Genomic DNA, 24,559 nt, shown 5'->3' on the forward strand with positions numbered 1-24,559 from the left:
AACTATCGTTAAGGTTATTTTCTTGAAGGAAAGTGTATTAAAGTATATTAATAAACCAGATCCAGTAGAAAAACCTGGTTAATCTACAGGAATTTGAATCCGGGCACCGAAATATTCAGTATAATAAAAGGTGGGTTAATACCCACCTAATATTTACTATAACATTTGACAAATCCCAGGAGGTTATAATATGCGATCTATTAAAAGAATTGGAGTTTTAACCGGGGGAGGAGACTGCCCGGGATTAAATGCTGTAATAAGGGCAGTAACTAAAAATGCCATTATTCAACATGATATTGAAGTAGTTGGTTTTATTGATGGTTTTAAAGGATTAGTGGAAAATAATTACCGTGAACTTACCTTAGCATCAGTTTCAGGCATAGGACATACGGGCGGCACTATACTGGGTACTACCAACCGTGATAATCCTTTTCATTATCTGGATCCATCCGGTAATGGTGAATATAGGGATTGTTCCGACCAGTCCATAGAAAATATTTCTAAACTAGGGCTGGATGGGCTAGTAGTTATTGGTGGAGACGGAAGTTTGAGTATTGCCTATGAGTTTCACCAAAAGGGATTACCTATTATTGGTGTTCCCAAAACTATCGACAATGATTTATCAGCTACTGATGTAACTTTTGGTTTTCATACTGCTGTAAATACAGCTTCTGATGCACTGGACAAGCTGCATACCACGGCTGAATCTCATCATCGGGTGATGATTCTTGAAGTTATGGGCCGATATGCGGGGTGGATTGCACTCCATGCCGGTATATCCGGAGGTGCTGATGTTATTTTAATTCCCGAAATACCATATAACATCGATGCAATAATCGCTAAAATCAGGCACCGTTATGAACAGGGAAAAAAATTCAGCATTATTGTAGTGGCTGAAGGAGCACGTCCAGAAGGTGGGGAAATGGTAATACAAAAATTAGTTCCCACCAGTCACGATCCTATTAGATTAGGAGGAATAGGTCAGGAAGTAAGTAAGGATCTTGAAGAAAAGACCGGAGTTGAAACCAGGGTGACGGTTCTAGGTCATCTGCAACGGGGTGGTTCCCCCATTCCTTATGACCGAATTCTAGGTACCCGCTACGGAGTAGCGGCAGTGGACAATTTTATCCGTCGTAAATTTGGTACTATGGTAAGTCTAAGAGGCAGTGATATTACTGAGGTACCATTGCATGATGCTATTAAAGATATTCGCAAAGTACCACCCGAAGGGGACATGGTACACGCTGCCAAAGCATTGGGAATTAATTTTGGCGATTAATTAAAACTCAATTAGTTTTTAGGGAAAAAATGGGAGGGTCTGTAAAGAAATGAAAACAGTTGCGGTACTGGGGGCTGGCATAATGGGGGCAGGTATAGCCCAGGTAGCTGCCCAGGGGGGATATAAGGTTATTTTACGGGATCTGCAGATGGGAATTGTCAAAGACGGATTAAATACGATTAAAAAAAGCCTGGAGAAAATGGTGGAGCAAGGAGTAATCTCTACCACGCAAAAGAAACAAACACTAGAACGCATTCAAGGATGTACTGACCTTTCCATAGTTAGGGACGCTGATCTGGTTATAGAAGCAGTGGTAGAAAATATAGCCGTAAAAAAGCAGATATTTGCTGAATTGGACCACCTCTGTCCAGCACATACTATTCTGGCCACCAATACTTCCTCGCTATCTATAACCGAAATAGCCGCTTCCACCCGGCGAAAGGACCAGGTGCTGGGGATGCACTTTTTTAAACCGGTAACATCTATGCGCCTGGTAGAATTAATTAAGGGAATGGATACTTCCAACGATACTATTAACAAGGCGCGGGAATTCGTACGCAATCTTGGCAAAGAAGAGATACTGGTTCAGCGTGAAAGCCCTGGGTTTGTGGTTAATCGTATCCTGGTACCTTATCTTAATGAAGCTATTTTTGCATTAGGCGAAGGGGTGGCCGGTAAGGAAGATATTGATATGGCCATGAGGTTAGGTGCCGGCATGCCGATGGGGCCATTGGAAATGGCAGATATAATCGGACTTGATACCCTCTACTCAGTTACGCTTACCTTTTATAATGAGTTTCGCGATCCTAAATACCGTCCCCACAACTTGTTTTCTACTATGATACGAGCCGGATATTTAGGCCGTAAAAGTGGTAAGGGTTTTTATAACTACAAAGAACCGAAGAATCAATCTTAAAGGAGGGTTTCTATGGATTATCCGGTAGAAAAATCTTATGGAGCCTGGATCGGGATTTTGCTAGGGATTTTTATTTTTGGGTTTACTTTTTGGGGGATAGACTATTCGCTGGGGCCTAGTCAGCAAACTTTACGAACTGCACTACTCATTCCGGCCTATGTGTTTTTAGCAGTTTACATAATCCTTATCGTAGGAGCGTTAAGTATGGGATACCGGACGGAGTCCAACCACCTGGCAATTAAATGGGGATTACGAACTATTAGAGTACCCTGGAGTGACATTAACGAAATTATTAAAGTAACAGGTAAAAGCAACCTTTTTTCCATTCTGGGGGCAAGCTGGCCCGGATATATGATCGGGTTATACTCAATAAAAGGCCTGGGTCCGGCTCGCATGTATGCTACTCATCCGCAAAAAGGGTTTATTTATCTAAAAACAGAACGTGGATTTTTTGGTATTACCCCGCAGGATCAAACCCTAATAGGTGAAATAGCACAGCGATCTGGAAAAGAAATAACCATAGTTAATATGGACCAGGTTCCGGTAGAAGTTAAGGGTAAAAGTATGCAGGAAGACAACTTCTACCGGTTATTATTTTGGCTAAACCTGATTTTTATTGCGGTATTTACTGTTTATCTAGGTCTGTTCTATCCTGGGTCAGGTGCTCCCCGCTTAGTGATACTATTACTGGTATTGGCCATAGCCTTGTTTTTCTTTAATATTGGTAATGCCGGACGGTTGTATCAGTTTAGCAGTCAAGGGGGCTATATTTTATTACTTGTTGGTATTGCAGTTACCGGTATTTTTTTGATCCTATCCCTGTCAGAAATAAGTCTATAAATAAGTGAACCTGGCTAAAGGGGATTAGCTAAGTTTTTATGCTAACAATCTTGATCTTAACAAATGTTTATACTAGGACAAACTCAATCCAAGCCAGGTGTTTTGGCGTAAACAACAGGCCGGATTGAAGCTACTAATTAATAATTAAACAAATGTTTAGCCACTAAAATTTAGCCACTAAAAAAATTATGCTATTTATTGGCCCTACATCAAAGGACCGCCCCTGGATAATAGCTATCTATGTAATTCAATTCACCATCTAATGGTAGTAAGCTAAGGAGGTCTAACCTTTGCTAAGCAACTGTTTACTGTATGGTAGTAATTTCTTAAGGAGCCTATTATATTGGTGTTTCCAGAGCATAAGCAAATGTTTACATGAGAGTTAGACCTTGTTTATATGGTGGTAAAATAACAATATTAATCAAGATTAATTTGTGTCAGAACAGTTTCAATGGGAAGTAAAGTGATATACTGGTTTTTTCAATACTAGCAATATATAATATGATTTGAGTTATTTACAGGAAAGGATTTGAAATGCGTGCAACTCGGTATTATAGGCATGCCCATGGTAGGTAAAAGTACAATTTTTGATTTAATGACTGAAAATAGAGGTAATAGAAATCAGGGTGGTGCTAAAACTAATACAGCTATTGCCCGGATTCCAGATAATCGGATTGATTATTTATCTGAACTTTTTAAGCCGAAAAAAACCACCTATGCCCAGCTAGAGGTGGTTGATATTCCGGGACTGGTACCAGGTGGCGAAAAATCCGCCAGCTTATTTTTAGATTCTGTCCGCCGGGCCGACGCACTCTTAATGGTGGTCAGGGTTTTTGATGATGCCAATGTTCCATTAATGAGCGATAAAATTGATCCGGTAACTGATATAGAAACTATTTTATACGAATTATTATTAGCAGATTTAGACCTTATCGAAAAGCGTATAGATAGAATTGAAGCTAATAAAAAGAAAAATCAAATGTTAAACGAATTAAACCTGCTCAAGCGTATGCAAAATGCAGTTGAAAACGAGCAGCAGATTTCATCGGTGGAGCTTAATGAAGAAGAAAGCGAAATAGTGAAAAACTATCAGTTACTAACTGTAAAACCTTTACTAGTGTGTCTTAATGTATCGGAAGATCAATTAGTAAATGGCTATGCGGGAAAAGAAGAGGTTCTTAACTATTCCCAGGAACACAATATTCCAGTCCTGGAAATATCCGCAGAAATAGAAAAGGAGATACAGGAGTTAGAGCCTGATGAGCGGGAAATATTTATGAACGAGATAGGTATCGAACAGCCTGGTATTGTAAAAATATCTCGTAGTATGTACCAGCGTCTAGGTTTAATATCGTTCTTTACGGTAGGGGAAGATGAAGTTAAAGCATGGACTATTGAAAAGGGAACAAATGCTAAAAAAGCGGCTGGCAAAATACACTCCGATATCGAACGAGGATTTATTCGCGCAGAAGTGGTTGACTATCAGGATCTTAATGAAATGGGTAGTATGAATGGTGTAAAAGAAAAGGGACTATTCCGTCTGGAGGGCAAAGAATATATAGTCAAGGATGGAGATATAGTTCATTTCAGATTTAATGTTTAGGGGTAAGATGACAGATGAAATGTATCATTATCGGTGCTGGAAAGGTAGGCTTTAGCATAGCCCAGTTATTGTCTAGCGAAGAGCACGATGTTGTGGTTATCGAGCAGGAAGAGGAACGCAGCCAGTTAATTGACCAGGAACTAGATGTTCAGGTTATTAATGGTAGTGGTGCTTCCTGGCCGGTTTTAGAAGATGCAGGTGTCAAACAGGCTGATATGGTAGTAGCAGTTACTGAAGCGGATGAGTTAAATATGATAGCCTGTTTACTGGCCAAGCAATATGGGGTTAAAACTACAGTGGCCCGGGTTAGAAACCCGGAGTATGTAGAAACACCACACTTTTCTCCCAAATCCTTACTGGGCATTGACCTGATTATAAACCCAGAAAGGGTAACTGCTTTGGAGATTTCTAAAATTATTAAAAACCCTGCCGCTTTAAGTGTAGACTATTATGCTGATGGTCGGGTACAACTGGTGGAATTACTGGTGGAAGCCCATATGCCTATTGCCGGACAAAAAATTAAGGACCTTGATACGGCTAAATTTGTTATTGTCTCTATTATCCGTAAACAACATACCATTGTGCCGGATGGGAATGAGGTAATCCGTGTTGGTGACCACATATATATCATGGCTAATACTGATGAAATACCCGAGGTACAGCGTTCTTTTGGAATACCAAAAAAGCGTATAGAGAACCTGACCATTCTGGGAGCTGGCAGAACTGGCTTTTATTTAGCCCATATTCTGGAACAGGGAAAATTTCCGCTAAATATTAAAATAATTGAAAAGGATTTAAAAAGGGCTCGGGAAGTTTCCGCCCGGCTAAAAAATGCTTTGGTTATTAACGGTGATGGCAGCGATCTGGATCTGTTAGAGTCAGAAAACGTAGGGCAATCTGACCTCTTTATAGCTGTAACTAATGACGATAAACTAAATGTACTATCATCAATTATAGCCAAAAACCTTGGTTCAGCTAAAACAATAGCCAAGGTTAAACGATCCGATATTATGCCCTTAATGCAGCAGATTGGTATAGATGTGGTTATGAGTCCGCGGATACTTACTGCCGGGTACATATTAAAATATATCCGCCGTGGTGATATAGTTTCGGTTACTGTTTTGGGGGAAGATCATGCAGAGATGATCGAGCTAGTGGCACAGCCTGGATCACTAGCCACAGGTAAAGAATTATATCGTCTGAAGTTTCCCAGTGGAGCCGTAGTTGGTGCTATTGTTCGTGAAGGTCAGGTAATTATACCTGGTGGCAACAGCCTAATCATGGCAGGCGATCACCTCATGGTATTTACCCTGCCTAAAAGTATCCACAAAGTGGAACGACTTTTTGTAAACGGGGGTAATCATAGGTGATCAGGCCGACCGTAATCCTTAACTACGTAGGAAAAATTGTAGTGATTATTGGAGTAGCTATGTTGACCTGTGTTATCTGGTCAATATACTACGAAGAAGAAATAATATGGAGGTTGCTATTAGCAGCCTCCATTACCATTATAATCGGATACTTATTAGGCAAGATTTTTCGCCATGACCAAAACCTTAATTACCGGGAAGGTTTCGCAGTAGTGACCCTGGGCTGGGTGGCAGCCTCGTTTTTTGGTACCCTGCCATTTTTATTCAGTGGTTATGTTCCATCGTTTGCCGATGCACTATTTGAAACCGTATCCGGATTCACCACTACTGGAGCCAGTATTTTAACCGATGTTGAGGCACTACCTCATAGCCTATTATTTTGGCGATGTCTTACCCAATGGTTGGGAGGAATGGGTATAATGGCTCTTTTTGTGGCCATTATTGTCGGTATGGGCGTAAGGGCTAATCAAATATTTCGTGCCGAAGTCCCCGGACCCGTTTCTAGTAAACTAAGTCCCCGGGTGCGTGAGACTGCCCGGGTACTATGGAAAACCTATGTATTTATTAGTGTGGTTTTGCTTTTACTATTATGGGGTTTTGGTATGGACTTGTTTGATGCTTTTTGTCATACCTTTGCCACCATATCAACGGGGGGATTTTCCACTAAAAATCAAAGTGTAGGCTATTTTCAGAGTCCGCTAATTCAATGGACTATCATATTATTTATGTTCATCGGAGGAGTCAATTTTTCTTTACATTATTTGGTCGGTAAACAGCGGTCATTTAAACAATACATTCAAAACCGGGAGTTTGTGCTTTATACCCTAGTAGTGGTACTGGCAGTTGCCATATCGGCTTTCGGGGTAACCCATATAGCCGGATTAGAGCCTAAAGTGCGGGCGGCCGCCTTTCAGGTAGTATCGATTATAACTACTACCGGATTTGCCAGCGCTGATTTTGATCAGTGGGCCCCGGTGGGTAAAGGGATTTTATTCCTGATGATGTTTTTAGGGGGCTGTGCCGGTTCAACTTCCGGGGGCATAAAGATCGGGCGCTACCTGATAATGTTGCAAAGGGCCAAAATAGAGTTAAAGCAAATGATTCATCCCAAAGCCATGGTTTCTTTGCGATTTGGAGATCGTATACTGGATGACAGTCTGGTAATAAATGTATTACAGTTTTTCTTTCTCTATTTAATGTTGGTTTTACTGGGAACACTGGCTATGAATATGATGGGGCTTGATATCGTTAGTGGAACTACAGCTGTACTAGCTTGTTTGGGTAATATTGGACCTGGTTTTGGACTGGTGGGGCCTACCCAAAATTTTAGCTTTATACCTGATGTAGGTAAATATCTCCTATCATTACTTATGCTGCTAGGAAGACTAGAGATTTACCCCATTCTAGTCATGCTGGTTCCCGAGTACTGGAAAGAGTAAAATATACTAAACACAAAAGATACCAGCTTAAAGCTATACAAGCTTTAAGCTGGTATTTCTTTTTGTACCACTTTGTAGTCTGCACGTAGTCATTTATCTGCACATATTATGACAATAAAGAATGTGCAAAGGAGACTCGTAATGCAGACAAATCATAGCAAAAAACCGATAGTGGTAATGGATTCCAGCCAAATATCCCGGTTAATCGATGACCAGGTGCGTATTCATGCCGGGAAAAATGTAGTTAGCGCACGGGTTATCAGTGATCCCCTGGATGAGTCACCTTATCACGACCGTGTCAAGCTAAAGGAATCTGTAGCCCGGGCTCTTCATTTACCAGAAGGCAGTTATCATATTTATTTAATCCACAAAAATGACATATTTATTGGCCCAGTAGTTGGTATATGTACCCATGGTAAGCCAAGCAACCCTCTTCCCACCGGGAAAAAAGCACGGATCTTTAAAGAAATAATAAAGCAGGCCAGCTATCAGGGTGTATTCGTTTATTTTTTCTACGCAAAAAATTTTTCACCGGTCCGGAAGCACATAAAAGGCTATAGTCTTGACCACAAAGGAAGATGGATTAGTGGTTATTATCCGATTCCTGATGTCATTTATAATCGTATACTTTATCGTTCTATAGAAAAATCGCCTGCTATAAAACAGTTATTAAAACGTATTCATTCCGACCATGAAATACATTTATTCAACAGCCGATTTCTAAACAAATGGGAAGTTCATGATGTTCTGGCTAGTAATCCCTTAACCGATAAATTTATTCCAGCCACCACCGTTTATAACCGTACCAGCCTGCAAAATTTTTTACGCGTCTATCCCGAGGTGTTTTTGAAACCCAGACACAGCAGTAGAGGACAGGGAATCATTAAAGTAGTGCATACGGCTGGGGGAGGATTTGCCACAGCTAGGGCGGAATGGAAGCCATCCCGCTGGATTAAACTAAACTCATTTTCAGAACTTTATAAACAAATATCCAATATGCGAGTTTCAGCAAAAACTTATATAATCCAACAAGGCATCGATCTGGCCCGGTATCAGGAAAGGGTTTTTGATCTAAGAACCCAAGTACAAAAAGACGGTTTTGGTCACTGGATAATTACCGGAACCGGGGTAAGAATTGCCGGAAAAAACAAGTTTGTAACCCATATCCCTAATGGAGGTAGGGCGGCTACTTTTGATGATGTTATTACCCGGGTTTTTTCTCCTGGTCTGCAAAAGCAGATCCGCGAACAGCTAACTGTCATCTGTAATATGGTGCCACAAGTTCTGGAACAGGGACTTAACCTAAATCTGGCGATTTTATCTATGGATATAGGTATAGATAGGAATGGTAGGCTTTGGGTTCTAGAAGTTAACTCTAAACCGGCCAGTTTTGATGAAAACGATATTCGCCAGAGACACACCCGCTATTTAGTCAATTATTTTATATTCGCAGCCCGGGAAAATAAGAGGAAGGTAATGGTATGAACTTGACGATATTCTACCCGGTAAATGATACAGGTGCTAAAATACTAAATGCCATAGAGGAAGAATGGGATGAAGTAACCTATCGGCAAACAAGCATGCAAGGAATTGATTACTATCAAATTGATGTTGGTGATAATTTTAGCCCGCTCAGCCGTATTATTAATACCCCTCGCAGCATTCGTAATGCCTTTACCGAGGATAATGCCCGGGGAATTTTATCCGAAAATAAAATTAACTTTGGGGTAGGGGAAGAGGAAACAATTAATCGTACTTATAGCGTGCTGGTTTGCGATATGACATTAGTTTCCATGAAAGTTAAAGTTCATGGAAAATCTAAACCGCAAACTCGATTTATTAAAGAAAGAGAAAATAGTAAAGTAGCTGATCTGGCTAAACGAGTCGTCTATTTATTAGGTTTGGATATCGGTATGGTTACTATAGTTCTTAATGGTAAACGAAGGTATAAAGTAGATAAAATAAATCCCGGACCTGAAATTAGAGATAAAGATACGGCTTCGCTTTTAAAATACATTCGGAAATGGTATGCCCTCGACCATGAATTAAAAAAGGCAGAGGTTAAATTAGGGGCAGATCCTGAATTCATGATGCTAAACTCTAAAAACAATAAAATAGTATCAGCATCACAATTTTTTCCCCGGGACGGAGTAGTGGGATGTGATAATATCCGCATGCCGAACCGGTCACAAAGACCGGTAGCTGAAATCCGTCCCCGGCCCGAATTATCACCGGTAGAATTAAGTGCTAATATAAGGCAGGCACTGAATAGCGCTTCCCGTATGGCTCCTTACCGGAACGTAAAATGGATTGCGGGGAGTCAACCGATCAATGGATATTCTATAGGTGGGCACATTCACTTTAGCAACATCAAATTAAGCGGGGGATTATTACGTGCCTTAGATAATTATATAGGTATTCCGGTATTTTTAATCGAAAATCCTACTACTGCTTTGAAACGCCGCAGAAAGTATGGTTTTTTAGGTGATTATCGTTTTAAAGACTATGGAGGGTTTGAATACCGTACACCAGGCAGTTGGCTGGTTTCAGAAAAAATTACCACGGCTGTGCTCTGCCTTGCTAAAATCGTAGGCAGCCATTATCTAGAACTTCTTCATAACTACCTGAATACAGTAGATGCCCAGAGGGCTTTTTATAGTGGTGATCAGGAATACTTTCGGACCATTTTTTTTTCACTCTGGTCTAACCTTAAAACCACTGCCATGTTTAACGATTACGTTGAAGACTTAGAGGTTATTTACGACATGATACTAAATAATGAAACCTGGGATGAACGTATTGACTTTCGTAAAACCTGGAACATTAAAGCTGTCCCTAAGAAAAATTACTCCGGTAAAATGAGAACAACTTCTTCCGGTCCCCGGGCTGTACAAAGCATTTCTTCATCTGATAGCGCGGTTCAGACCAGATCCCGTCGTTCGTCGTCTAGTAGTAGTGGTTCAAGGATGCGGACTGGTACCAGAGGTACCCGGGTAAGGGCATCAGGTACAGTTCCGCCCCAGGCAATTATCCCAGCCACTACTTCAATAAATATGAGAAACCGGAGGTCACGACCTAATACCCCTGCAGTATCAGGTAGGATAATAACCTCCGGTCAAGTCCGTAGATCTCATATTGTCCGGTAAATAAAAATAGATTTATAGCCTATTCAACTATTAATAGTGACTCAACATTAAAGCATATTTAACTCGTTAAGCAGGTATCTGGCAGCCTTTAATTGATAATCAACCCGGGTTGACAGGGACGGCTTCATACTAGTTTCAAATATAAAGCTACGTACCCCTAAAAACTGACCAACACTTCTAGCCAGGCTGCCCTTTACTGGATAGCGTAAAAGAGAAAACTTTTTATAGGAACTACTAATATTCTTGTTTAACCCTTTAACAATCGTATCTACCGCAGAACGGGCAGAATTAGCCGGATAGTAAATAAGAGTTTGTCCAACTGAACTGGTTGATTGATTTTTATAATAATCATAGCCTTCGTGCATATCCATTAACCAGTCAACCTTATAATCTTTTACTACCTGGTAAATAGCCCGGGCCAGCGTATTTTTAGGTGATTCTTTAGCAGTTTTCGGGAAACTCCGATTCAAGTCACCTTCACCTTGTACTAAACGCCTATTAATCGATATAGCTCTTTTATTAGCTTCGGGCAAGACTAATAGGGTTCCCCGGCTAATTTTATAATCAACCAGCTTACGCGCCGCATTATAGCCAGCTTTTTCGCTACCATGAACTCCGCCTACTATCATGACCACCGGGCCGGGTTTACCGCTTTTTATAATATGTAAATCAGTAGCATACTTGGTTCCTTTGGCCAAAGTAACTGTTTCCTTGCTAGCCTTGCTCCCCGATTCTTTTTGTACGGATTTATCTTTGATCGGGGTTGGGGCAGTTGCAGAACTTTTCTCCTTCTCTACCGGAAGGGGTTTACGGGGAAGGTTACTACCTGCCAAAGCATATGTATTAAGTGTAAAAGGTTCGCCATTCACCGTAACCATTATGGCTGGCGATGTTGGTGGTTTACCATAATCATGGCCTGGTTGCAGGGAATCAATTACATGAATTCCAACTGGTTGAGAATAAGAACCACTAAAAGCCTGGGCATTCTGCGGTAAGAATAAGGATGCCGATAAAATTAGTGTTCCCATCAATAAAATGGCAATATACCGGACTACAGAGGTACTTACTTTTTGCAAAAATATCACTCCTTTCCATTACGAATTCTTTTTAACAAAAAAGTAAGTACCAACATATTTCAACATTTTTTAACATATTCCTGCAGAAATTACCTAGTAAATAATGGTAATTAATAGGTTAGCAGGAAATATAATCGTAATCGAGTCCCGTCACCTCTATTTCATCCTCATGGTTGTACAGAGTATCTTTTATAGCTAGAACCATCCGGTCCACCTCGGAAGAACTTTTACCAACTGCAGAGAAGCCAAGTCTTGAACGCTGCCAGAGATCATGATGGTCAACCTCACTAATGGAAATATTGTACCTTTTTCTTATCCGACTGATGATGCTTTGTAACACCTGCCTTTTATCCTTTAAAGACGAGGAGTAAGGTAAATAAATTTCCACTGAACCATAAACAATAAACATGATTAACACCACCTGGTAAAATATTTGCTAATAATGTACAGATAATAGTTGAGTAAAATATATTTAAAAAAAGAAAGAAATTAGATATATTTTGGCGAAAAAAACTTTTATAGGACTTCAAAGTTTGTTATTATTATAGGTAGTCATAAATAATTTTAATGATCCGTTTAGATAAATAAAAATAAACAGGCTAGGGGGTATGTAGTAATGAATATTGAACAGTTTGATGTGTTGAGAACTATCGCCCAAGCTAAGAGTTTCACTAAGGCAGCCAAAATATTGAATTTTACGCAGCCTGCTATTAGCTCCCAAATTAAACAACTCGAACAGAAATATAACGTTGCCCTTTTTATTCGTGGCAACACTGGCGTCAAACTCACGGAAGCCGGGAAAAAATTCTATGAGTACGGCGATAAGATACTGGCTTTATATGCAGAAATGGAGCGCGAAATAGGAAATATTTCCGGTTCAAACAAAGAATTTATTAATGTGGGTGCAAGTTACACAGCCGGAAATTATTTCTTACCATCTACTATTATTACCTTTAAGGAAATGCATAGCAATGTCTACATTAGATTAGACATCGGCCACAGTCAGGATATCATCTCCGACATAAAGGATAGGGTAATTGATATAGGTGTGGTTGATGGTGATTTCTCCAATGATAAGGACATTAATGCTAAGAATCTTACGACTAACGAGGTAGTGGTAATAGTGCCACCACGGGGTAAATGGTTAGATATTGATAGCATTACCCTGCAGGAATTAATGGAAGAACCTTTTATCTCCCGGGAAGAAGATTCCGGTATTAGACAATTCTTCGATTCGCACTTGAAAGGCACCCGGGGAATGTCCTTTTCGGAATTTAATATTGTTACCGAAATGAGCAATTTTGGAGCTATCAAGGAAGCAGTCATGAGAAATAAAGGAGTAGCTATGGTACCGCTGCCAGTAGTACAAAGGGAATTAGCGGAAGGGCATTTATTAAGAGTGGATATTAAAAACTTTAAGTTATGCTGGGATATGCAGGTAGTCACCAGAGCCCATGAATCGCTTACCGGTTTAAAAGAAAAATTTTTCAACTCTTTGCTTGACCCTGATGTACTTTGGAAAGCCGAGTCTGAATATGTTATGAACCAAAAAATGCGTTTTATTTAAAACTTCTTAACTTTATTCAAAAAAAATAGTCTATTGGCAAGTTTGTGAATGTGATTTTAAGCACATAAATATTTGTTATATTAGTGAATAATATACTCAATTTTATTGCCAGCGCCTAATGCTTTATAATTAATAGTAACAATCCAATTCTAATCTTTTTCTACCCGCTGGTTATAGCGGGTTTTTTTTTACTTATTATTAATAACATGAATTATGGGACGGGCTACCTTGATAGCTTGATAGCTCGATAGATAGAAGGTGTACTAATATATTAATATACATACCAACTAGACTCCTACCAAACTTTAATTTTAAATAGCCCAGATTTTAAGCCAGGTCTGGCGCGTACAATAATCGTATATAATAATTATGTAAATACACTCGTAAACCCTAATAAATAAGCAGTAAGAAAAAAACCCGTACTTTCCGGGTTTTTAAATCCTTCTCCAACTTCCTATAATGAACATTATGTAAACTAGAATGAATTTACTCCAGGCTAAACTAAGGATCAACAAAATGAGCTCTTAATATTTTTACTTAATTCCCTATTAGTAATTAGTAATGAAAAAAACGAAAAGTTCAAAGATGGTTCAGAAATCGGATCTGGTTGCTGAGAACTCGTCGGTGATGAAAAATGAAAAATCAATTATGAATTATTTCATTTCGTGTTCGTGCGGTGATCTATACCAAAATGACAATTCAAAGTCTAATGTGTCGAGTATACCTGTAAATGCGGTAGGATTTAGGAACAGCTTAATATGATTCGCTTATGAAAAATTTATCAACGCTTGCTGGAGCGTCTAATGGCCTTTGCCAGGGTTTCGGTTATTTTAGCTTAATCTGTTCCTACACTTTGTGAAACATTTCTTAATCCCTGACCTGGTTCCCCTGACCAGCTTTAAAATATATAATTTCTCAAGCTTACATTAGGTGGATATGGAAAGTTGGTAGATGTCAGTCCCCCGGTCCTCAATTTAGATTTTACATCAGGTAGTATTCATTGTTGCACCTTCTTATTGAACTGTGCAGCAAGGCCAAAGTAAATTCGCCCAATTTTTGTGTGCTAAATAAGAAGAATGTGCAATATTTATCTTGAGTTCGTATTCTTATTAATATAAATATTCAAGGCTTGTATTGCCTTAAATGATACAAAAATAACCGAAATATACAGAATAACTTCTAATATAGCTTTAATATAACCTAAAACGATACTTAGATAACCAAGACCGATCATAATAATACCCCCTATTAAATATTAATATTATTTGTTACACCTTTCTCTACTAATGTTTAGTATAACTTACTCCTTTAATTGCTGCGCATTTTTAACACTTTGCGCAGTACAGTATGGATAAGCATGATGCAAATGCCATTTTGGAAATATAATCAGATCTATCCCCCTTTCTTCACCTTAGACCATTTCCCGAAATGATGATAAAATTACATTGTTGGCAGATTGGTTCAGTGTTTTATGCCGGTTATTTCTAATATTGATCCTTAATGAAACTAATGAAATGGATGGAAAGAGGTAAAACAGACGTGGAAACATGTGCTAATAATCTCTATAGTAATGATCCTAATGCAATGATGATGACCATTCCGGAAGCACACCGTTTTTTAGATGGGGCTGTTTATTATGGGCCGTTTGAAGGAGCAGATACCAAATTATACGAGAAGCAGAACAAATGGTATCGGGTAACCATTCCCTGTTTATCCTGCCTGGGTTTAACGGAATATGATGATACCTCTCCAGTAGTTGAGATACTGGAAATAAACCCGGAGGAATTGTTATAAGGAGTCAATAGAATTTAACCTAGCAGCTTAGTCGTTGCTTGATTATGATGCACTTAAAAGCCGGATTAAGATTGCTTTTTCTTTACTCCCAATTTGACAGAATATCTATAGCGATTTCTATATTGGGTATTCCCTATATAGGCTCATTTGCATTGTATGTATTTGTCATACCCGGCACAGAGAATTACTAATATATTACTAAAAAAAAGTGCATTTCGGGCATTACCCCTCTGAATTGTTATGTGCATATAGATTTACTGATATAGTGCTAAAAAAGGTTCCATTATTAATAGCAGGAAGGTGGGTGGCTTTGATTAACGAAGTACGCAATGGGTTGGCAAGGTTATGTATATATCGAAATATCTTACAGGATGAAGTTATAGACAGCCTGGTAAGGACTTTGGATTGCTTTTCCGGGCAAGGTCCATCTCTGGACGTTATAAATAATTATCATGATTTTGTATTTAAGCTTTATCATACCGACAGATCATTTCAAGAGCACCTGCTCTATCTAATTCTCCATGATGAGAATCCTTTTAGCCGGGCAACGGAGATAAAAGATTTTGAAGATATTAATCCTGCCCTGATTAAGGCGGTAAAACATGACCTGGCTATGCTTTTTAAAGTGTATAAACTTGAATTTAATTACCTGGCAAAGGCTATGGAAATTTCATCACCTCTGCTTAATATGGCCGGCCCGGTATTTAAAACCGGTAATGATAACGGCAATGCTATTATAAAAGTACTGGCTAGTTCACGGGATTGGCCGGCTCTAGCTGAACAATTGGCTGATTATTACGCAGTTAACTCCTGTGGGATATTTTCCCTTTACCGGGCTTTTCGCTGGGATAAGGAAAAAGGGCTGGTAGGAATTGACCAGCCAGATATGCCGGCAATGGATGACTTACTTGGTTATGATACACAAAAACAGCAGGTATGTAAAAATACTGAGCAATTTTTGGCTGGACATACTGCCAACAATATTTTACTTTACGGAAGCCGAGGAACCGGTAAGTCGACCATGGTTAAAGCACTTTTACCAAAATACTATGACCATAAGCTCAGGATTGTAGAAGTAGGACGAGATAGTTTAGACCAATTATCTAATATTGTGGGACAGTTAAGGCACTCTTCCCTAAAATTTATATTATTTATTGATGACTTATCATTTGAAGATTATGAAACTGAATACAAAGATTTAAAGGCAGTACTGGAAGGCAGCCTGGAAGCACGGCCGGCCAATGTGTTAATTTATGCAACTTCTAACCGACGTCACCTGGTAAAGGAATACTTTTCTGATCGCGGACAAGCTGCAGATGAAATCCATACTGGTGATTCTATGCAGGAAAAACTGTCCCTGGCCGACCGGTTTGGCCTTACTATTACTTTTCCATCCCCTGGTCAGCAGACTTATCTGCAGATTGTGGAACACCTGGTTAGTAAGAAAAAGCTGGATATCGATCCGGAATTATTGCGGCGTAGAGCCTTAGAATGGGAACGTTCCCATCATGGACCTTCCGGGCGTACGGCCCGCCAGTTTGTAGACTCACTAGGAGGATGTTTCATTTAGTCATCCTCCTACCCTTCTTCTTTCTCTAGCTCTTCAAATTCTTTATCTTTAGCCCTTTTAAAGTTATTAATGGCTTTACCCATAGATTCGGCTACTTTGGGTAATTTACCTGGCCCGAAAACTATTAAAACAATGATCAGAATAAATGCCATTTCCCAAGGTCCCACATTACCGATTATTCCCAACATGTTTCTGCCTCCTTTGGTTAATTTATTTCCACCTATGGTACAGTCCTACCCTTTTAAAGCAAAAGGGCATAACTATGCAAACCTGATAATAGATAATTAACTCCAAAAAAGGTGAATAAGACTAAGATAAATCCGGCTACTACCATAGTATTAGCATTTTCCCCTCGCCAACCTTCCTGTCGAAGGTGTAAATAGACAGCGTAAATAATCCAGGTTACTAGAGCCCAGGTTTCTTTAGGATCCCAGGTCCAGTAACTCCCCCAGGCCTGTTCTGCCCATATAGCACCTAAGACTATGGATAATGATAGGGCGGCAAAGCCTGAGGCAACTAATTTATAGATAACTACTTCAAATTTAGGGGTATAATTTCTTATCTGTAACAAGGCTAATCCGGCTGCTAATGCAAAACTGCTGTAAGCTATTATTGCAGTAATTACATGAACAGTAAGCCAAGGACTTTTCAATGCAGGCATGAGCGGACTTACAGTATTAATCTGGCCCGGCATTAATAACACTATAGACAGGAATAGTAGCGTATTGATAAGCATTACTATCCCACCGGCCCTTTTTATTTTAGCCTTGTATTCACCTATTAGATACATTAATACGGTAATCAAGGAGAAAGAAAGGACGAATTCATAGCCATTAGTAAGGGGAAGGCGACCGCTCATTACTGTACGGCTAATCCAAAGAATAAAATTAGATAAAAAACCAATAAAGGTTAACGGACTGACCCCCTAATATTGTACAAAAACTCTTAATGTCTGGCTGATACTTAGAATTTGAAAATTTATATAAACTGGCTTTGCCAGGATCATTATTATACCCTTACAGACTGGATTTTTAAGGATTTCTGCTGTAACAGGTGGTACGCTTCATTTGGAGTATGATATTTCAAACTGGAATGAATCCGCACTGCGTTGTAGTCTTTTATGAATTGGCTTACCGTATCGTAAGCTTCGGCATAACTTTGGAATTCATGCTTGCTCAGACATTCTCCTTCTAGGATGGCATTGAAAGATTCAATGTGAGCATTTTTATTGGGTGTACGACAAGGAATACGCTCATGTTCAACGCCGAATTTAATACAGCTTTCATCAAAATGATGACTGATAAACTGTGGCCCATTGTCACTTCGGATGACTAAATCATCGGTTCCATATACCTGACGTTTAAACATGGCTGCCTGTACAGTACGTGCAGCATCCTGAGCATTACAGTTTAGGCCGATGTGGTAATCCACAATAACCCGATCAAACACGTCTATGATAGGCAGAATATAAAAGAAACGGTTTTCTCCAGTAATATAGCCGTATTTGAGATCGATTTCCCACAGACGATTTGAAGAAGTAATTTCATGGTTCCGTGCCAGTCGTCTGGGATGCTTTGCTTTAAGTTTACGCTGCGGTTTCAATATATCCAGTTCTTTACACAAACGATATACTTTCTTTTTATTGATGATAAGCTGGTATTTCCGTCTGAGCGCCCAGGTTAATTTGTGGTAACCATAGTATTCTCCTTCAGCGAAGATGAGTTCACAAAGCCATTCTTTAACCTGTTCATTGCTTACAAATCTGCCATCGTTAGTGCAGGTACTTGCAGTTGTCGGGTGGCCGCCTCTGTGATTAAGTGCAGAAACTGGATGCTTCAAATGGTAATAGTATGTTGAGCGGCTAAGCCCGACCAATCGCAATACAAGGGTTTTATGATATCCTCTTGATATCCATTTGCTGGATATATCTACTTTATCTTGAATTGTGGGTTCGTTTTTTTTACAAGATCCTTAAGAATGGCTATTTCAAGGTCTTTTTCGCCCAGCAACTTTTTAAGTTTCTCGTTTTCAGATTCCAATGCTTTAGCGCTTTGATTATATGGTCCGATTCTAACAGGGATTGGTCCTATTCCAATACTATTGTGATTCTTATGTTCTCTAACCCAACGACTGACCATGTTGGCAGATAAATCATTCTTCCGGGCCACAATAGCGGCATTGCCAACTTCCAGAGATTCTTTAACAATCTGATCTTTAAATTCTTGTGAGTACCTTTTACGTTGCATATTGCCCCCTCCTGTTTTAAAAGGTACCAGATTAAGATACTTTGTCCAAGTCGGTTAGGGGGCTAAAGAGCTACACTAGCGTAAATAAGTGTATTTTAAGTACGTTATGTGAACCATACATCACGGCTTCCTGGTGCTAATCTAGTAGAAAGGGGAAGGATTTATGAGTTATGAAGAAAAATTGACTAATGGAATTTCACGAAGAAGCTTTATTAAGGGAGCTGCTATAGGTACTGTGGCTGCAAGTTCTATTGGAATATTAGCCGGTTGCGGTTCAACTGGTGAAAGTCCTCAGTCCGAGTCAGAAAATGGGGCTGCACCAGAAGCCGGCAAACCAAGCTTTTTTGACCCACCTAAACCTATTGCGGATAGTGAAATCAAACAAACAGTTAAGGCTGATGTGGTAGTAATCGGGGCTGGTATGGCAGGTTTATGTGCCGCTATCTCCGCAGCTGAAGAAGGAGCCAAGGTAGTATTACTGGAAAAAACTGATGATGTCAAGTTCCGCGGCTATGACTGGGGTGCCATTGACTCCAAAATGCAAAAATCGATTGGAAATAAGGTTGATAAACTGCGGGCTATACAAGAAATCATGCGCTATGGTGGTTATAAAGCTGATCAAAAGATAGTATCTTTATGGGCTAACCATAGCGGAGAAGTTGCTGACTGGATAATGGAAAAAGCCGAAGCCTTAGGAATTGAACCTTTACCAATACCTATTGATGAGACCACTATTACCGGATCTACTATTGAAACACTGGGAACTCTCAGCTTCCGCCTTAAGGCTAATGAGAAAGCCATGGCATCAGTTCCTAAAGGAACAAGTCCTTATACAGCAGCTTTGGCTTATTCTTTGAAAACTACTGCTGAAAAGTTGGTAGATATCCGCTTTAAAACCCCTGCAGCCCAGCTAATACGGGAAGATAAGGGACGTGTAACCGGGGTAATAGCAGGAGAAGAAGGTAACTACACTAAGTTTATGGCCGGTAAAGGAATTATCCTTTGTACTGGTGATTATGGCAGTGATGAGGAAATGCGTAAATATTATATTCCTTCCACCGAACATATGCATATGAATATGTATGAAATGGTTCACGGACCGATTAATACTGGTGACGGACATAAAATGGGATTATGGATCGGGGCTGCCATGGATGAAGCACCTCATGCTCCTATGTACTTTGACTTTGCGGTGGTAGGTGCACCTATACTTGCGGATGCTCTAATGCGTCAATCCTGGTTAAATGTTAATGTGCGGGGGGAAAGATATTGTAACGAAGACTTACCATATGCTTTCCTTTGTAATGCTCAGCGTCAACAACCGGAACATTACAGATGGGCGATTTGGGATGCTAAATGGCCTGAGGAGGCACCAAAGTTTAATCTAGTAGCATGTAAAGACATGAGAACCGAGTTCCATAATCCAGATAATATAAAGAAATATATTGAAAAAGGTTACATCAGAGCAGCTGATACTATTGAAGAATTGGCTAAAAAGATTAAAGTGCCAGCCAATACATTAAAGAAAACAGTAGAGCGTTATAACGAGCTGGCTAGACTAGGTCAGGACTTAGACTTTGGTAAACGTTCGGAGTGCTTAACAACTGTTGAAAAAGCTCCCTTTTACTCAGCTCCTTTGGGAACGTCTTTATTAGTAACCTTAGGTGGATTACAGATAAATGATAAACTACAAGTGCTTGATAATGAGAAGAATGTAATTCCAGGATTATATGCGGCTGGCAACGCATCTGGTAATTATTATGCTAATGATTATTGCGTAAGCTTACCAGGTAATAGTCATGGCCGGGCTTTCACCTTTGGCTATCTGGCCGGCAAAAACATTCTAAACTTAGGTTAGTTTAACTAAATAGAAGTAAGCGTCAAATACATTCTGACGTGAATTACAATAAGTCGGGCTCATCCACGCCAAGTATATCACAAAGAGCATTATTAACTGCTATCCTGAAATCATCATCCGATATGTCGTTGGCTTGAGCATATTCGACGGTATCATCAATAGTGCTGGCGAATTTCCGCGCTAAAAGTACATTCTCCCTTTCCATCATTGGAAAATGCTCAATAACATAACCTGAATAATCTAGTTCAAAATGATCCCTCGATATCTTTCCGTCAGCGAAATCAGAGACAAAGTCTATCATAAACGCTGTATGTTTCCCAACCTTCATTAATCTTCCTCCCAGGCATATTTTTCAGGTTTTGTTTCCTTGGGCTCCGGTATAATTACCTTCTGGGGTAATGCTGCACTACCGGGAAGCAAATCTTCAATTGTGGAGGCATAGCCAGGTTTTCCAAGGTTAGGGGCATTAGTGAAAATCCACGCCAAATATTCAAATGGATTCAGGCCGTTTTCCCTGGCGGTCACAACAAGACTATAATATACTGCGCTAGCTCTCGCACCGTTCGGCGTGTTGCTGAAAAGCCAGTTCCTACGCCCAATAACAAAAGGCCTGATGCTACGTTCGGCCCGGTTATTCGATATTTCCAGACGCCCATCCAGTAAATATCGTTCAAGATATTTGCGCTGGGATTGCGCATAATACGCTGCTTTGCCAAGAAGGGTTTGGGGCAGGGCATTCAAGTGTTCAATCCAATTGTAAAATTCATCTATCAGCGGCTTGGACAGCCTTTCACGCTCTTTAAGCCGATTTTCAGGGGTCAACAAAGCGAACTGTTTCTCGAAATAGAACAGTCTGTCGCAATAGCTGACTCCTCTTGCTGCATTGGAATCCGCTTGCTTGTCCTTTGGCAGGGTTTTCAGCGCATCAAAAAATTTTCGTCGCAGGTGGCTCCAGCAACCAACAACTATAATTTTTTCGGGCAGTTTGTGATACCCGCTATATCCGTCCGCGTGAAGATATCCTTTGAAATCTTTCAAAAACGTTTGCGGATGTATAGGCTTTCTATCGGGTTGATAGTCATAAAGTACGATCTGCTGTTTGGCCTCTCCACTGGTGCGGTACAGCCACATGTAACTCTTTGACTGTGCCGCTTTCCCAGGTTCTTTCAATACCTGAATAGTCGTCTCATCTGCATGAAGTACTTCGTGCTTACATAATCTACGCTTCAGCTCTTCATATATCGGTTCTAGCCAGGCCTCACTGGCTTTGATCAGCCAATTTGACATAGTCTGCCGGGAAAGCAGAATGCCATTTTGTTTCCATTCCTGCTCCTGTCGGTACAGTGGCGATGCCATCATAAATTTCTGCACTGCTATATGGGCAATTGTTTCAGGTGCGGCGAATCCACCTTTTATGACGGGTTCTGGCATATCTGCCTTAACGATAGGAACATGATCGGAAGTCTCTTCACAATTCCGGCAGGCATAAACATGCTGCACATGACGAGTAATTATTGCTTTGGCAGGAATTATCTTTAGTTCTTCGCGGGTTTCTTTTCCCATTGAATGCATATCGCTGCCGCATTCCGGGCATATACAATCTTCAGCCGACAACTGGTGTTCAATTATCTCAATAGGTAATTCCTTCGGCAATTTGTCAGTTGTTAGACGTGTCCGTTTGCGGTAATGGGCTTTTACTTCGGCAATTTTGGGTTCCGGTATGGTCATATCCGCATGTGATTCGGCTTCGTTGAATAAAGACAATTGCAAGCTATCAGTTTTTTCGCTTGATGTCCCAAATTGCTTATGCTTTGCTAGACGAATTTGTGACATTAACCACTCTAACTGTTTCTCTAATTCAGCGATCTTACGATCCTTTTCTTCAATTATACCAAGCAGTTTTTCTGCTGAAATTTCCTGTGTTTCCATAAGAAAATTATACCAGAAAAACTGCTAAAAAGCTAGATCTTATGGGCTTTTAAGCCCTTTTTATGATATCTATTTTAAGAAATTTGCCGCTCTAATACTTCGTTCCTCTTAAGCTTTTTCTCTAGTTTCGCACCTTCTATTAGGTATGATAGTTCTTTGGCATCAAGCACCATAGTAGCGGCATCTCCTTTTGCTGGCCAGCGAAAACGTCCGCGTTCCAGGCGCTTGAAATACAGCCAGAATCCATCGCCGTCCCATTCCAGGATTTTTATCCTATCCCGATTCCGGTTGCAAAAGACAAACAGCGCCTCCGAAAACGGATCAAGGGAAAAGCTTTCTTTAACCAGGGTCATTAGGCCGTTAATCGATTTCCTCATATCTGTATATCCACAACATAGGTATACAGGTTTTTCGCTCCATCTCATTACAGCACCCTTAATACGCGGCAGACTTTTTTTAATAATTCTGGATCAGTACTTTCATCTACAGTGACACGACACCCGCCGACTTCAATATCCAGTGTTGATTTTATTTTTTGACTTTGGGCAATTTGTATCCATCCTTCTGGAACATAGTTAACGGGCTTTTCTAACTTTGAAAGCTCTGCACATGCAGCTTGTCGTAACTTCCGTTGCCAGTAATAGTATGCGTGTCTACTTATTCCAGTTGACTCACAGAATTCCTTAATGTTTTGCCCGCTGTTTTGCCGTTCTTGTATCACTTTCATCCAGTGTAATAATCGGTATTCCGCAGTAACCTTTTGTGTGTCCATACAATCACTCCGTTTTCGTGTTGAATTAGTTGGCCTACTTTTTAAACTTTTTAAACTTTTTCAACCTTGTCATCATGATTGTACAACTTTTTGTACTGCTAAAGCCACGTCACGATTTATTTGACGCTTACAAATAGAAAAAAGATAGAGCTTGATTTTTTCAGGCCCTATCTTTTTTTCTATTCATAGGAATCGATTATATTTCATAAAGCTTAATTTTACGATATAAGGTGGAACGGCTCATTTTTAATAGTTTGGCAGCCTCTGATACATTATTTTCCGTCTGTTTTAAAGCATTTATTATCATAACCTTTTCTACGTCTTGCATAGAAAGTTTATTGTCGGCATTATTAGTACTATTAGCAGGTTCAGCAATATTAAGTTTTTCTAATATTTCCGCAGGTAAGTCTTCAGGTTTTATAATGTTTCCTTTACATACCGTAACAGCGTAGAACATGGCATTTTCTAACTGTCTAACATTACCTGGCCAATCATACTTTAAAAGATAAATGATAGCCAAATCGCTTAAAACTGGGGCGGAATTGTTTTTTTGCCGGGCGATTTTCTCTACAAAATGTTGTGCTAATAGTAATATATCCTGTCCCCTAGCCCGTAAAGGAGGAATATTAACCTCCAATACTTTTAACCTATAGTATAAATCCTGCCTAAAATCACCGTTTTCTACTAACTCTAGTAAATTCTTATTAGTTGCAGTAATTAATCTAAAATCAACTGGTATGTAGCGATTGCTGCCAACCCGCATCACCTGTTTTTCCTCTAATACCCGTAAGAGAACTGGTTGCAGCTCTAAAGGCATATCTCCTATTTCATCAAGAAACAGGGTGCCATTATTAGCTAATTCTATTTTCCCAGGCCTTCCTTGTCTCTCCGCACCTGTAAATGCTCCTCCTTCATAGCCAAATAACTCACTTTCAATTAAAGTTCGCAGTATAGCGGCACAATTTACCGCCACAAAGGGGCCATCGGGTCTACTTTCATTATGAACGGCCTGAGCATATACATCTTTACCTGTTCCACTCTCCCCTTGGATAAGAATGTTAAAGTCCAAACTGGCAAATTTACGGGTTTTTTCAATAGATTCTCTTTAGCCCCCTAACCGACTTGGACAAAGTATCTTAATCTGGTACCTTTTA

The 24,559-nt window shown here is 39.9% G+C and carries 23 protein-coding genes; 12 read left to right on the forward strand and 11 right to left on the reverse strand.

The window, feature by feature from the left end; all coding sequences use genetic code 11:
- Window positions 1-190: 190 nt before the first annotated feature.
- The 8 genes from ACZ5Q0_RS12665 to ACZ5Q0_RS12700 all read left to right on the forward strand — a co-directional run bounded on the left by ACZ5Q0_RS12665 (window position 191) and on the right by ACZ5Q0_RS12700 (window position 10,593).
- Window positions 191-1,279 (forward strand): 6-phosphofructokinase, encoded by a 1,089-nt coding sequence (locus tag ACZ5Q0_RS12665; RefSeq protein ID WP_446820309.1) that lies wholly within the window; start codon window positions 191-193, stop codon window positions 1,277-1,279.
- A 49-nt stretch (window positions 1,280-1,328) separates the two neighbouring features.
- Window positions 1,329-2,195 (forward strand): 3-hydroxyacyl-CoA dehydrogenase family protein, encoded by an 867-nt coding sequence (locus ACZ5Q0_RS12670; RefSeq protein ID WP_446820307.1) that lies wholly within the window; start codon window positions 1,329-1,331, stop codon window positions 2,193-2,195.
- Window positions 2,196-2,207: 12 nt separating this feature from the next.
- Window positions 2,208-3,035 (forward strand): PH domain-containing protein, encoded by an 828-nt coding sequence (locus ACZ5Q0_RS12675; RefSeq protein WP_446820306.1) that lies wholly within the window; start codon window positions 2,208-2,210, stop codon window positions 3,033-3,035.
- Between the two features lie 538 nt (window positions 3,036-3,573).
- Window positions 3,574-4,638, forward strand: a complete 1,065-nt coding sequence (gene ychF / locus ACZ5Q0_RS12680; protein ID WP_446820305.1) for a redox-regulated ATPase YchF — start codon at window positions 3,574-3,576, stop codon at window positions 4,636-4,638.
- 14 nt (window positions 4,639-4,652) lie between these two features.
- Window positions 4,653-6,008 carry a Trk system potassium transporter TrkA gene (trkA, locus tag ACZ5Q0_RS12685; RefSeq protein ID WP_446820304.1) on the forward strand — a complete coding sequence of 452 codons (1,356 nt, stop codon included), beginning with the start codon at window positions 4,653-4,655 and terminating at the stop codon, window positions 6,006-6,008.
- Window positions 6,005-7,447 (forward strand): TrkH family potassium uptake protein, encoded by a 1,443-nt coding sequence (locus ACZ5Q0_RS12690; RefSeq protein WP_446820303.1) that lies wholly within the window; start codon window positions 6,005-6,007, stop codon window positions 7,445-7,447. Before trkA ends, ACZ5Q0_RS12690 begins: the two co-directional genes overlap by 4 nt.
- A 141-nt stretch (window positions 7,448-7,588) precedes the next feature.
- Window positions 7,589-8,932, forward strand: coding sequence for a YheC/YheD family endospore coat-associated protein (locus tag ACZ5Q0_RS12695; RefSeq protein WP_446820302.1), 1,344 nt, complete (start codon window positions 7,589-7,591; stop codon window positions 8,930-8,932).
- The gene (locus ACZ5Q0_RS12700; protein ID WP_446820301.1) at window positions 8,929-10,593 is read left to right on the forward strand and encodes a putative amidoligase domain-containing protein; all 1,665 of its coding nucleotides are present in this window, start codon (window positions 8,929-8,931) and stop codon (window positions 10,591-10,593) included. The genes ACZ5Q0_RS12695 and ACZ5Q0_RS12700 overlap by 4 nt, the downstream gene beginning before the upstream one ends.
- A gap of 47 nt (window positions 10,594-10,640) precedes the next feature.
- On the opposite strand, the gene ACZ5Q0_RS12705 is transcribed toward ACZ5Q0_RS12700, so the two are convergent.
- Together ACZ5Q0_RS12705 and ACZ5Q0_RS12710 are read right to left on the reverse strand one after the other, a co-directional pair.
- Window positions 10,641-11,669, reverse strand: coding sequence for a M99 family carboxypeptidase catalytic domain-containing protein (locus ACZ5Q0_RS12705; protein ID WP_446820300.1), 1,029 nt, complete (start codon window positions 11,667-11,669; stop codon window positions 10,641-10,643).
- Window positions 11,670-11,787: 118 nt separating this feature from the next.
- Window positions 11,788-12,090 (reverse strand): DUF503 domain-containing protein, encoded by a 303-nt coding sequence (locus ACZ5Q0_RS12710; RefSeq protein WP_464827163.1) that lies wholly within the window; start codon window positions 12,088-12,090, stop codon window positions 11,788-11,790.
- A gap of 195 nt (window positions 12,091-12,285) precedes the next feature.
- On the opposite strand from ACZ5Q0_RS12710, the gene ACZ5Q0_RS12715 reads away from it, so the two are divergent.
- The 3 genes from ACZ5Q0_RS12715 to ACZ5Q0_RS12725 all read left to right on the forward strand — a co-directional run bounded on the left by ACZ5Q0_RS12715 (window position 12,286) and on the right by ACZ5Q0_RS12725 (window position 16,600).
- Window positions 12,286-13,236, forward strand: a complete 951-nt coding sequence (locus ACZ5Q0_RS12715) for a LysR substrate-binding domain-containing protein (RefSeq protein ID WP_446820298.1) — start codon at window positions 12,286-12,288, stop codon at window positions 13,234-13,236.
- Between the two features lie 1,500 nt (window positions 13,237-14,736).
- Window positions 14,737-15,030 (forward strand): hypothetical protein, encoded by a 294-nt coding sequence (locus tag ACZ5Q0_RS12720; protein WP_464827164.1) that lies wholly within the window; start codon window positions 14,737-14,739, stop codon window positions 15,028-15,030.
- 304 nt (window positions 15,031-15,334) lie between these two features.
- Window positions 15,335-16,600, forward strand: coding sequence for an ATP-binding protein (locus tag ACZ5Q0_RS12725; RefSeq protein ID WP_446820296.1), 1,266 nt, complete (start codon window positions 15,335-15,337; stop codon window positions 16,598-16,600).
- Window positions 16,601-16,608: 8 nt separating this feature from the next.
- Here the strand turns inward: ACZ5Q0_RS12725 and ACZ5Q0_RS12730 are convergent, their stop codons facing one another.
- From ACZ5Q0_RS12730 to ACZ5Q0_RS12745, 4 genes are all read right to left on the reverse strand, one after another.
- Complete coding sequence (locus ACZ5Q0_RS12730; protein ID WP_446820294.1) at window positions 16,609-16,788, reverse strand: Sec-independent protein translocase subunit TatA/TatB; 180 nt, start codon at window positions 16,786-16,788, stop codon at window positions 16,609-16,611.
- A 53-nt stretch (window positions 16,789-16,841) separates the two neighbouring features.
- Entirely contained in the window at window positions 16,842-17,459 is a 618-nt protein-coding gene (ccsA, locus tag ACZ5Q0_RS12735; protein WP_447182582.1) for a cytochrome c biogenesis protein CcsA, read from the reverse strand.
- A gap of 149 nt (window positions 17,460-17,608) precedes the next feature.
- Entirely contained in the window at window positions 17,609-18,481 is an 873-nt protein-coding gene (locus ACZ5Q0_RS12740; protein WP_464827124.1) for an IS3 family transposase, read from the reverse strand.
- 47 nt (window positions 18,482-18,528) lie between these two features.
- The gene (locus ACZ5Q0_RS12745; protein WP_447182485.1) at window positions 18,529-18,846 is read right to left on the reverse strand and encodes a transposase; all 318 of its coding nucleotides are present in this window, start codon (window positions 18,844-18,846) and stop codon (window positions 18,529-18,531) included.
- 163 nt (window positions 18,847-19,009) lie between these two features.
- Between ACZ5Q0_RS12745 and ACZ5Q0_RS12750 the strand changes: the two genes are divergently transcribed.
- Window positions 19,010-20,704: an FAD-dependent oxidoreductase gene (locus ACZ5Q0_RS12750; protein ID WP_446820288.1), complete on the forward strand. Its 1,695-nt coding sequence runs from the start codon at window positions 19,010-19,012 to the stop codon at window positions 20,702-20,704.
- 43 nt (window positions 20,705-20,747) lie between these two features.
- Here the strand turns inward: ACZ5Q0_RS12750 and ACZ5Q0_RS12755 are convergent, their stop codons facing one another.
- From ACZ5Q0_RS12755 to ACZ5Q0_RS12775, 5 genes are all read right to left on the reverse strand, one after another.
- Window positions 20,748-21,032 carry a hypothetical protein gene (locus ACZ5Q0_RS12755; RefSeq protein ID WP_446818709.1) on the reverse strand — a complete coding sequence of 95 codons (285 nt, stop codon included), beginning with the start codon at window positions 21,030-21,032 and terminating at the stop codon, window positions 20,748-20,750.
- Window positions 21,032-22,633, reverse strand: a complete 1,602-nt coding sequence (tnpC, locus tag ACZ5Q0_RS12760) for an IS66 family transposase (RefSeq protein WP_446818710.1) — start codon at window positions 22,631-22,633, stop codon at window positions 21,032-21,034. Before tnpC ends, ACZ5Q0_RS12755 begins: the two co-directional genes overlap by 1 nt.
- 74 nt (window positions 22,634-22,707) lie before the next feature.
- Window positions 22,708-23,058, reverse strand: coding sequence for an IS66 family insertion sequence element accessory protein TnpB (gene tnpB, locus ACZ5Q0_RS12765; protein ID WP_446818711.1), 351 nt, complete (start codon window positions 23,056-23,058; stop codon window positions 22,708-22,710).
- Window positions 23,058-23,360, reverse strand: a complete 303-nt coding sequence (gene tnpA, locus ACZ5Q0_RS12770; RefSeq protein WP_464827088.1) for an IS66 family insertion sequence element accessory protein TnpA — start codon at window positions 23,358-23,360, stop codon at window positions 23,058-23,060. The genes tnpB and tnpA overlap by 1 nt, the downstream gene beginning before the upstream one ends.
- Before the next feature lie 241 nt (window positions 23,361-23,601).
- Window positions 23,602-24,501 carry a sigma-54 interaction domain-containing protein gene (locus tag ACZ5Q0_RS12775; RefSeq protein WP_447182851.1) on the reverse strand — a complete coding sequence of 300 codons (900 nt, stop codon included), beginning with the start codon at window positions 24,499-24,501 and terminating at the stop codon, window positions 23,602-23,604.
- Between the last annotated feature and the right edge of the window lie 58 nt (window positions 24,502-24,559).

The organism is Syntrophomonas erecta subsp. sporosyntropha (genome assembly GCF_055395365.1).

What these genes read in the sequence shown, in the direction of transcription:
- ACZ5Q0_RS12665 (WP_446820309.1), top strand. Translation starts at nt 191, where the DNA reads ATGCGATCTATTAAAAGAATTGGAGTTTTAACCGGGGGAGGAGACTGC.
- ACZ5Q0_RS12670 (WP_446820307.1), top strand. Translation starts at nt 1,329, where the DNA reads ATGAAAACAGTTGCGGTACTGGGGGCTGGCATAATGGGGGCAGGTATA.
- ACZ5Q0_RS12675 (WP_446820306.1), top strand. Translation starts at nt 2,208, where the DNA reads ATGGATTATCCGGTAGAAAAATCTTATGGAGCCTGGATCGGGATTTTG.
- trkA (WP_446820304.1), top strand. Translation starts at nt 4,653, where the DNA reads ATGAAATGTATCATTATCGGTGCTGGAAAGGTAGGCTTTAGCATAGCC.
- ACZ5Q0_RS12695 (WP_446820302.1), top strand. Translation starts at nt 7,589, where the DNA reads ATGCAGACAAATCATAGCAAAAAACCGATAGTGGTAATGGATTCCAGC.
- ACZ5Q0_RS12700 (WP_446820301.1), top strand. Translation starts at nt 8,929, where the DNA reads ATGAACTTGACGATATTCTACCCGGTAAATGATACAGGTGCTAAAATA.
- ACZ5Q0_RS12715 (WP_446820298.1), top strand. Translation starts at nt 12,286, where the DNA reads ATGAATATTGAACAGTTTGATGTGTTGAGAACTATCGCCCAAGCTAAG.
- ACZ5Q0_RS12720 (WP_464827164.1), top strand. Translation starts at nt 14,737, where the DNA reads ATGAAACTAATGAAATGGATGGAAAGAGGTAAAACAGACGTGGAAACA.
- ACZ5Q0_RS12730 (WP_446820294.1), bottom strand. Translation starts at nt 16,788, where the DNA reads ATGTTGGGAATAATCGGTAATGTGGGACCTTGGGAAATGGCATTTATT.
- ccsA (WP_447182582.1), bottom strand. Translation starts at nt 17,459, where the DNA reads ATGAGCGGTCGCCTTCCCCTTACTAATGGCTATGAATTCGTCCTTTCT.
- ACZ5Q0_RS12745 (WP_447182485.1), bottom strand. Translation starts at nt 18,846, where the DNA reads ATGCAACGTAAAAGGTACTCACAAGAATTTAAAGATCAGATTGTTAAA.
- ACZ5Q0_RS12750 (WP_446820288.1), top strand. Translation starts at nt 19,010, where the DNA reads ATGAGTTATGAAGAAAAATTGACTAATGGAATTTCACGAAGAAGCTTT.
- ACZ5Q0_RS12755 (WP_446818709.1), bottom strand. Translation starts at nt 21,032, where the DNA reads ATGAAGGTTGGGAAACATACAGCGTTTATGATAGACTTTGTCTCTGAT.
- tnpC (WP_446818710.1), bottom strand. Translation starts at nt 22,633, where the DNA reads ATGGAAACACAGGAAATTTCAGCAGAAAAACTGCTTGGTATAATTGAA.
- tnpB (WP_446818711.1), bottom strand. Translation starts at nt 23,058, where the DNA reads ATGAGATGGAGCGAAAAACCTGTATACCTATGTTGTGGATATACAGAT.
- tnpA (WP_464827088.1), bottom strand. Translation starts at nt 23,360, where the DNA reads ATGAAAGTGATACAAGAACGGCAAAACAGCGGGCAAAACATTAAGGAA.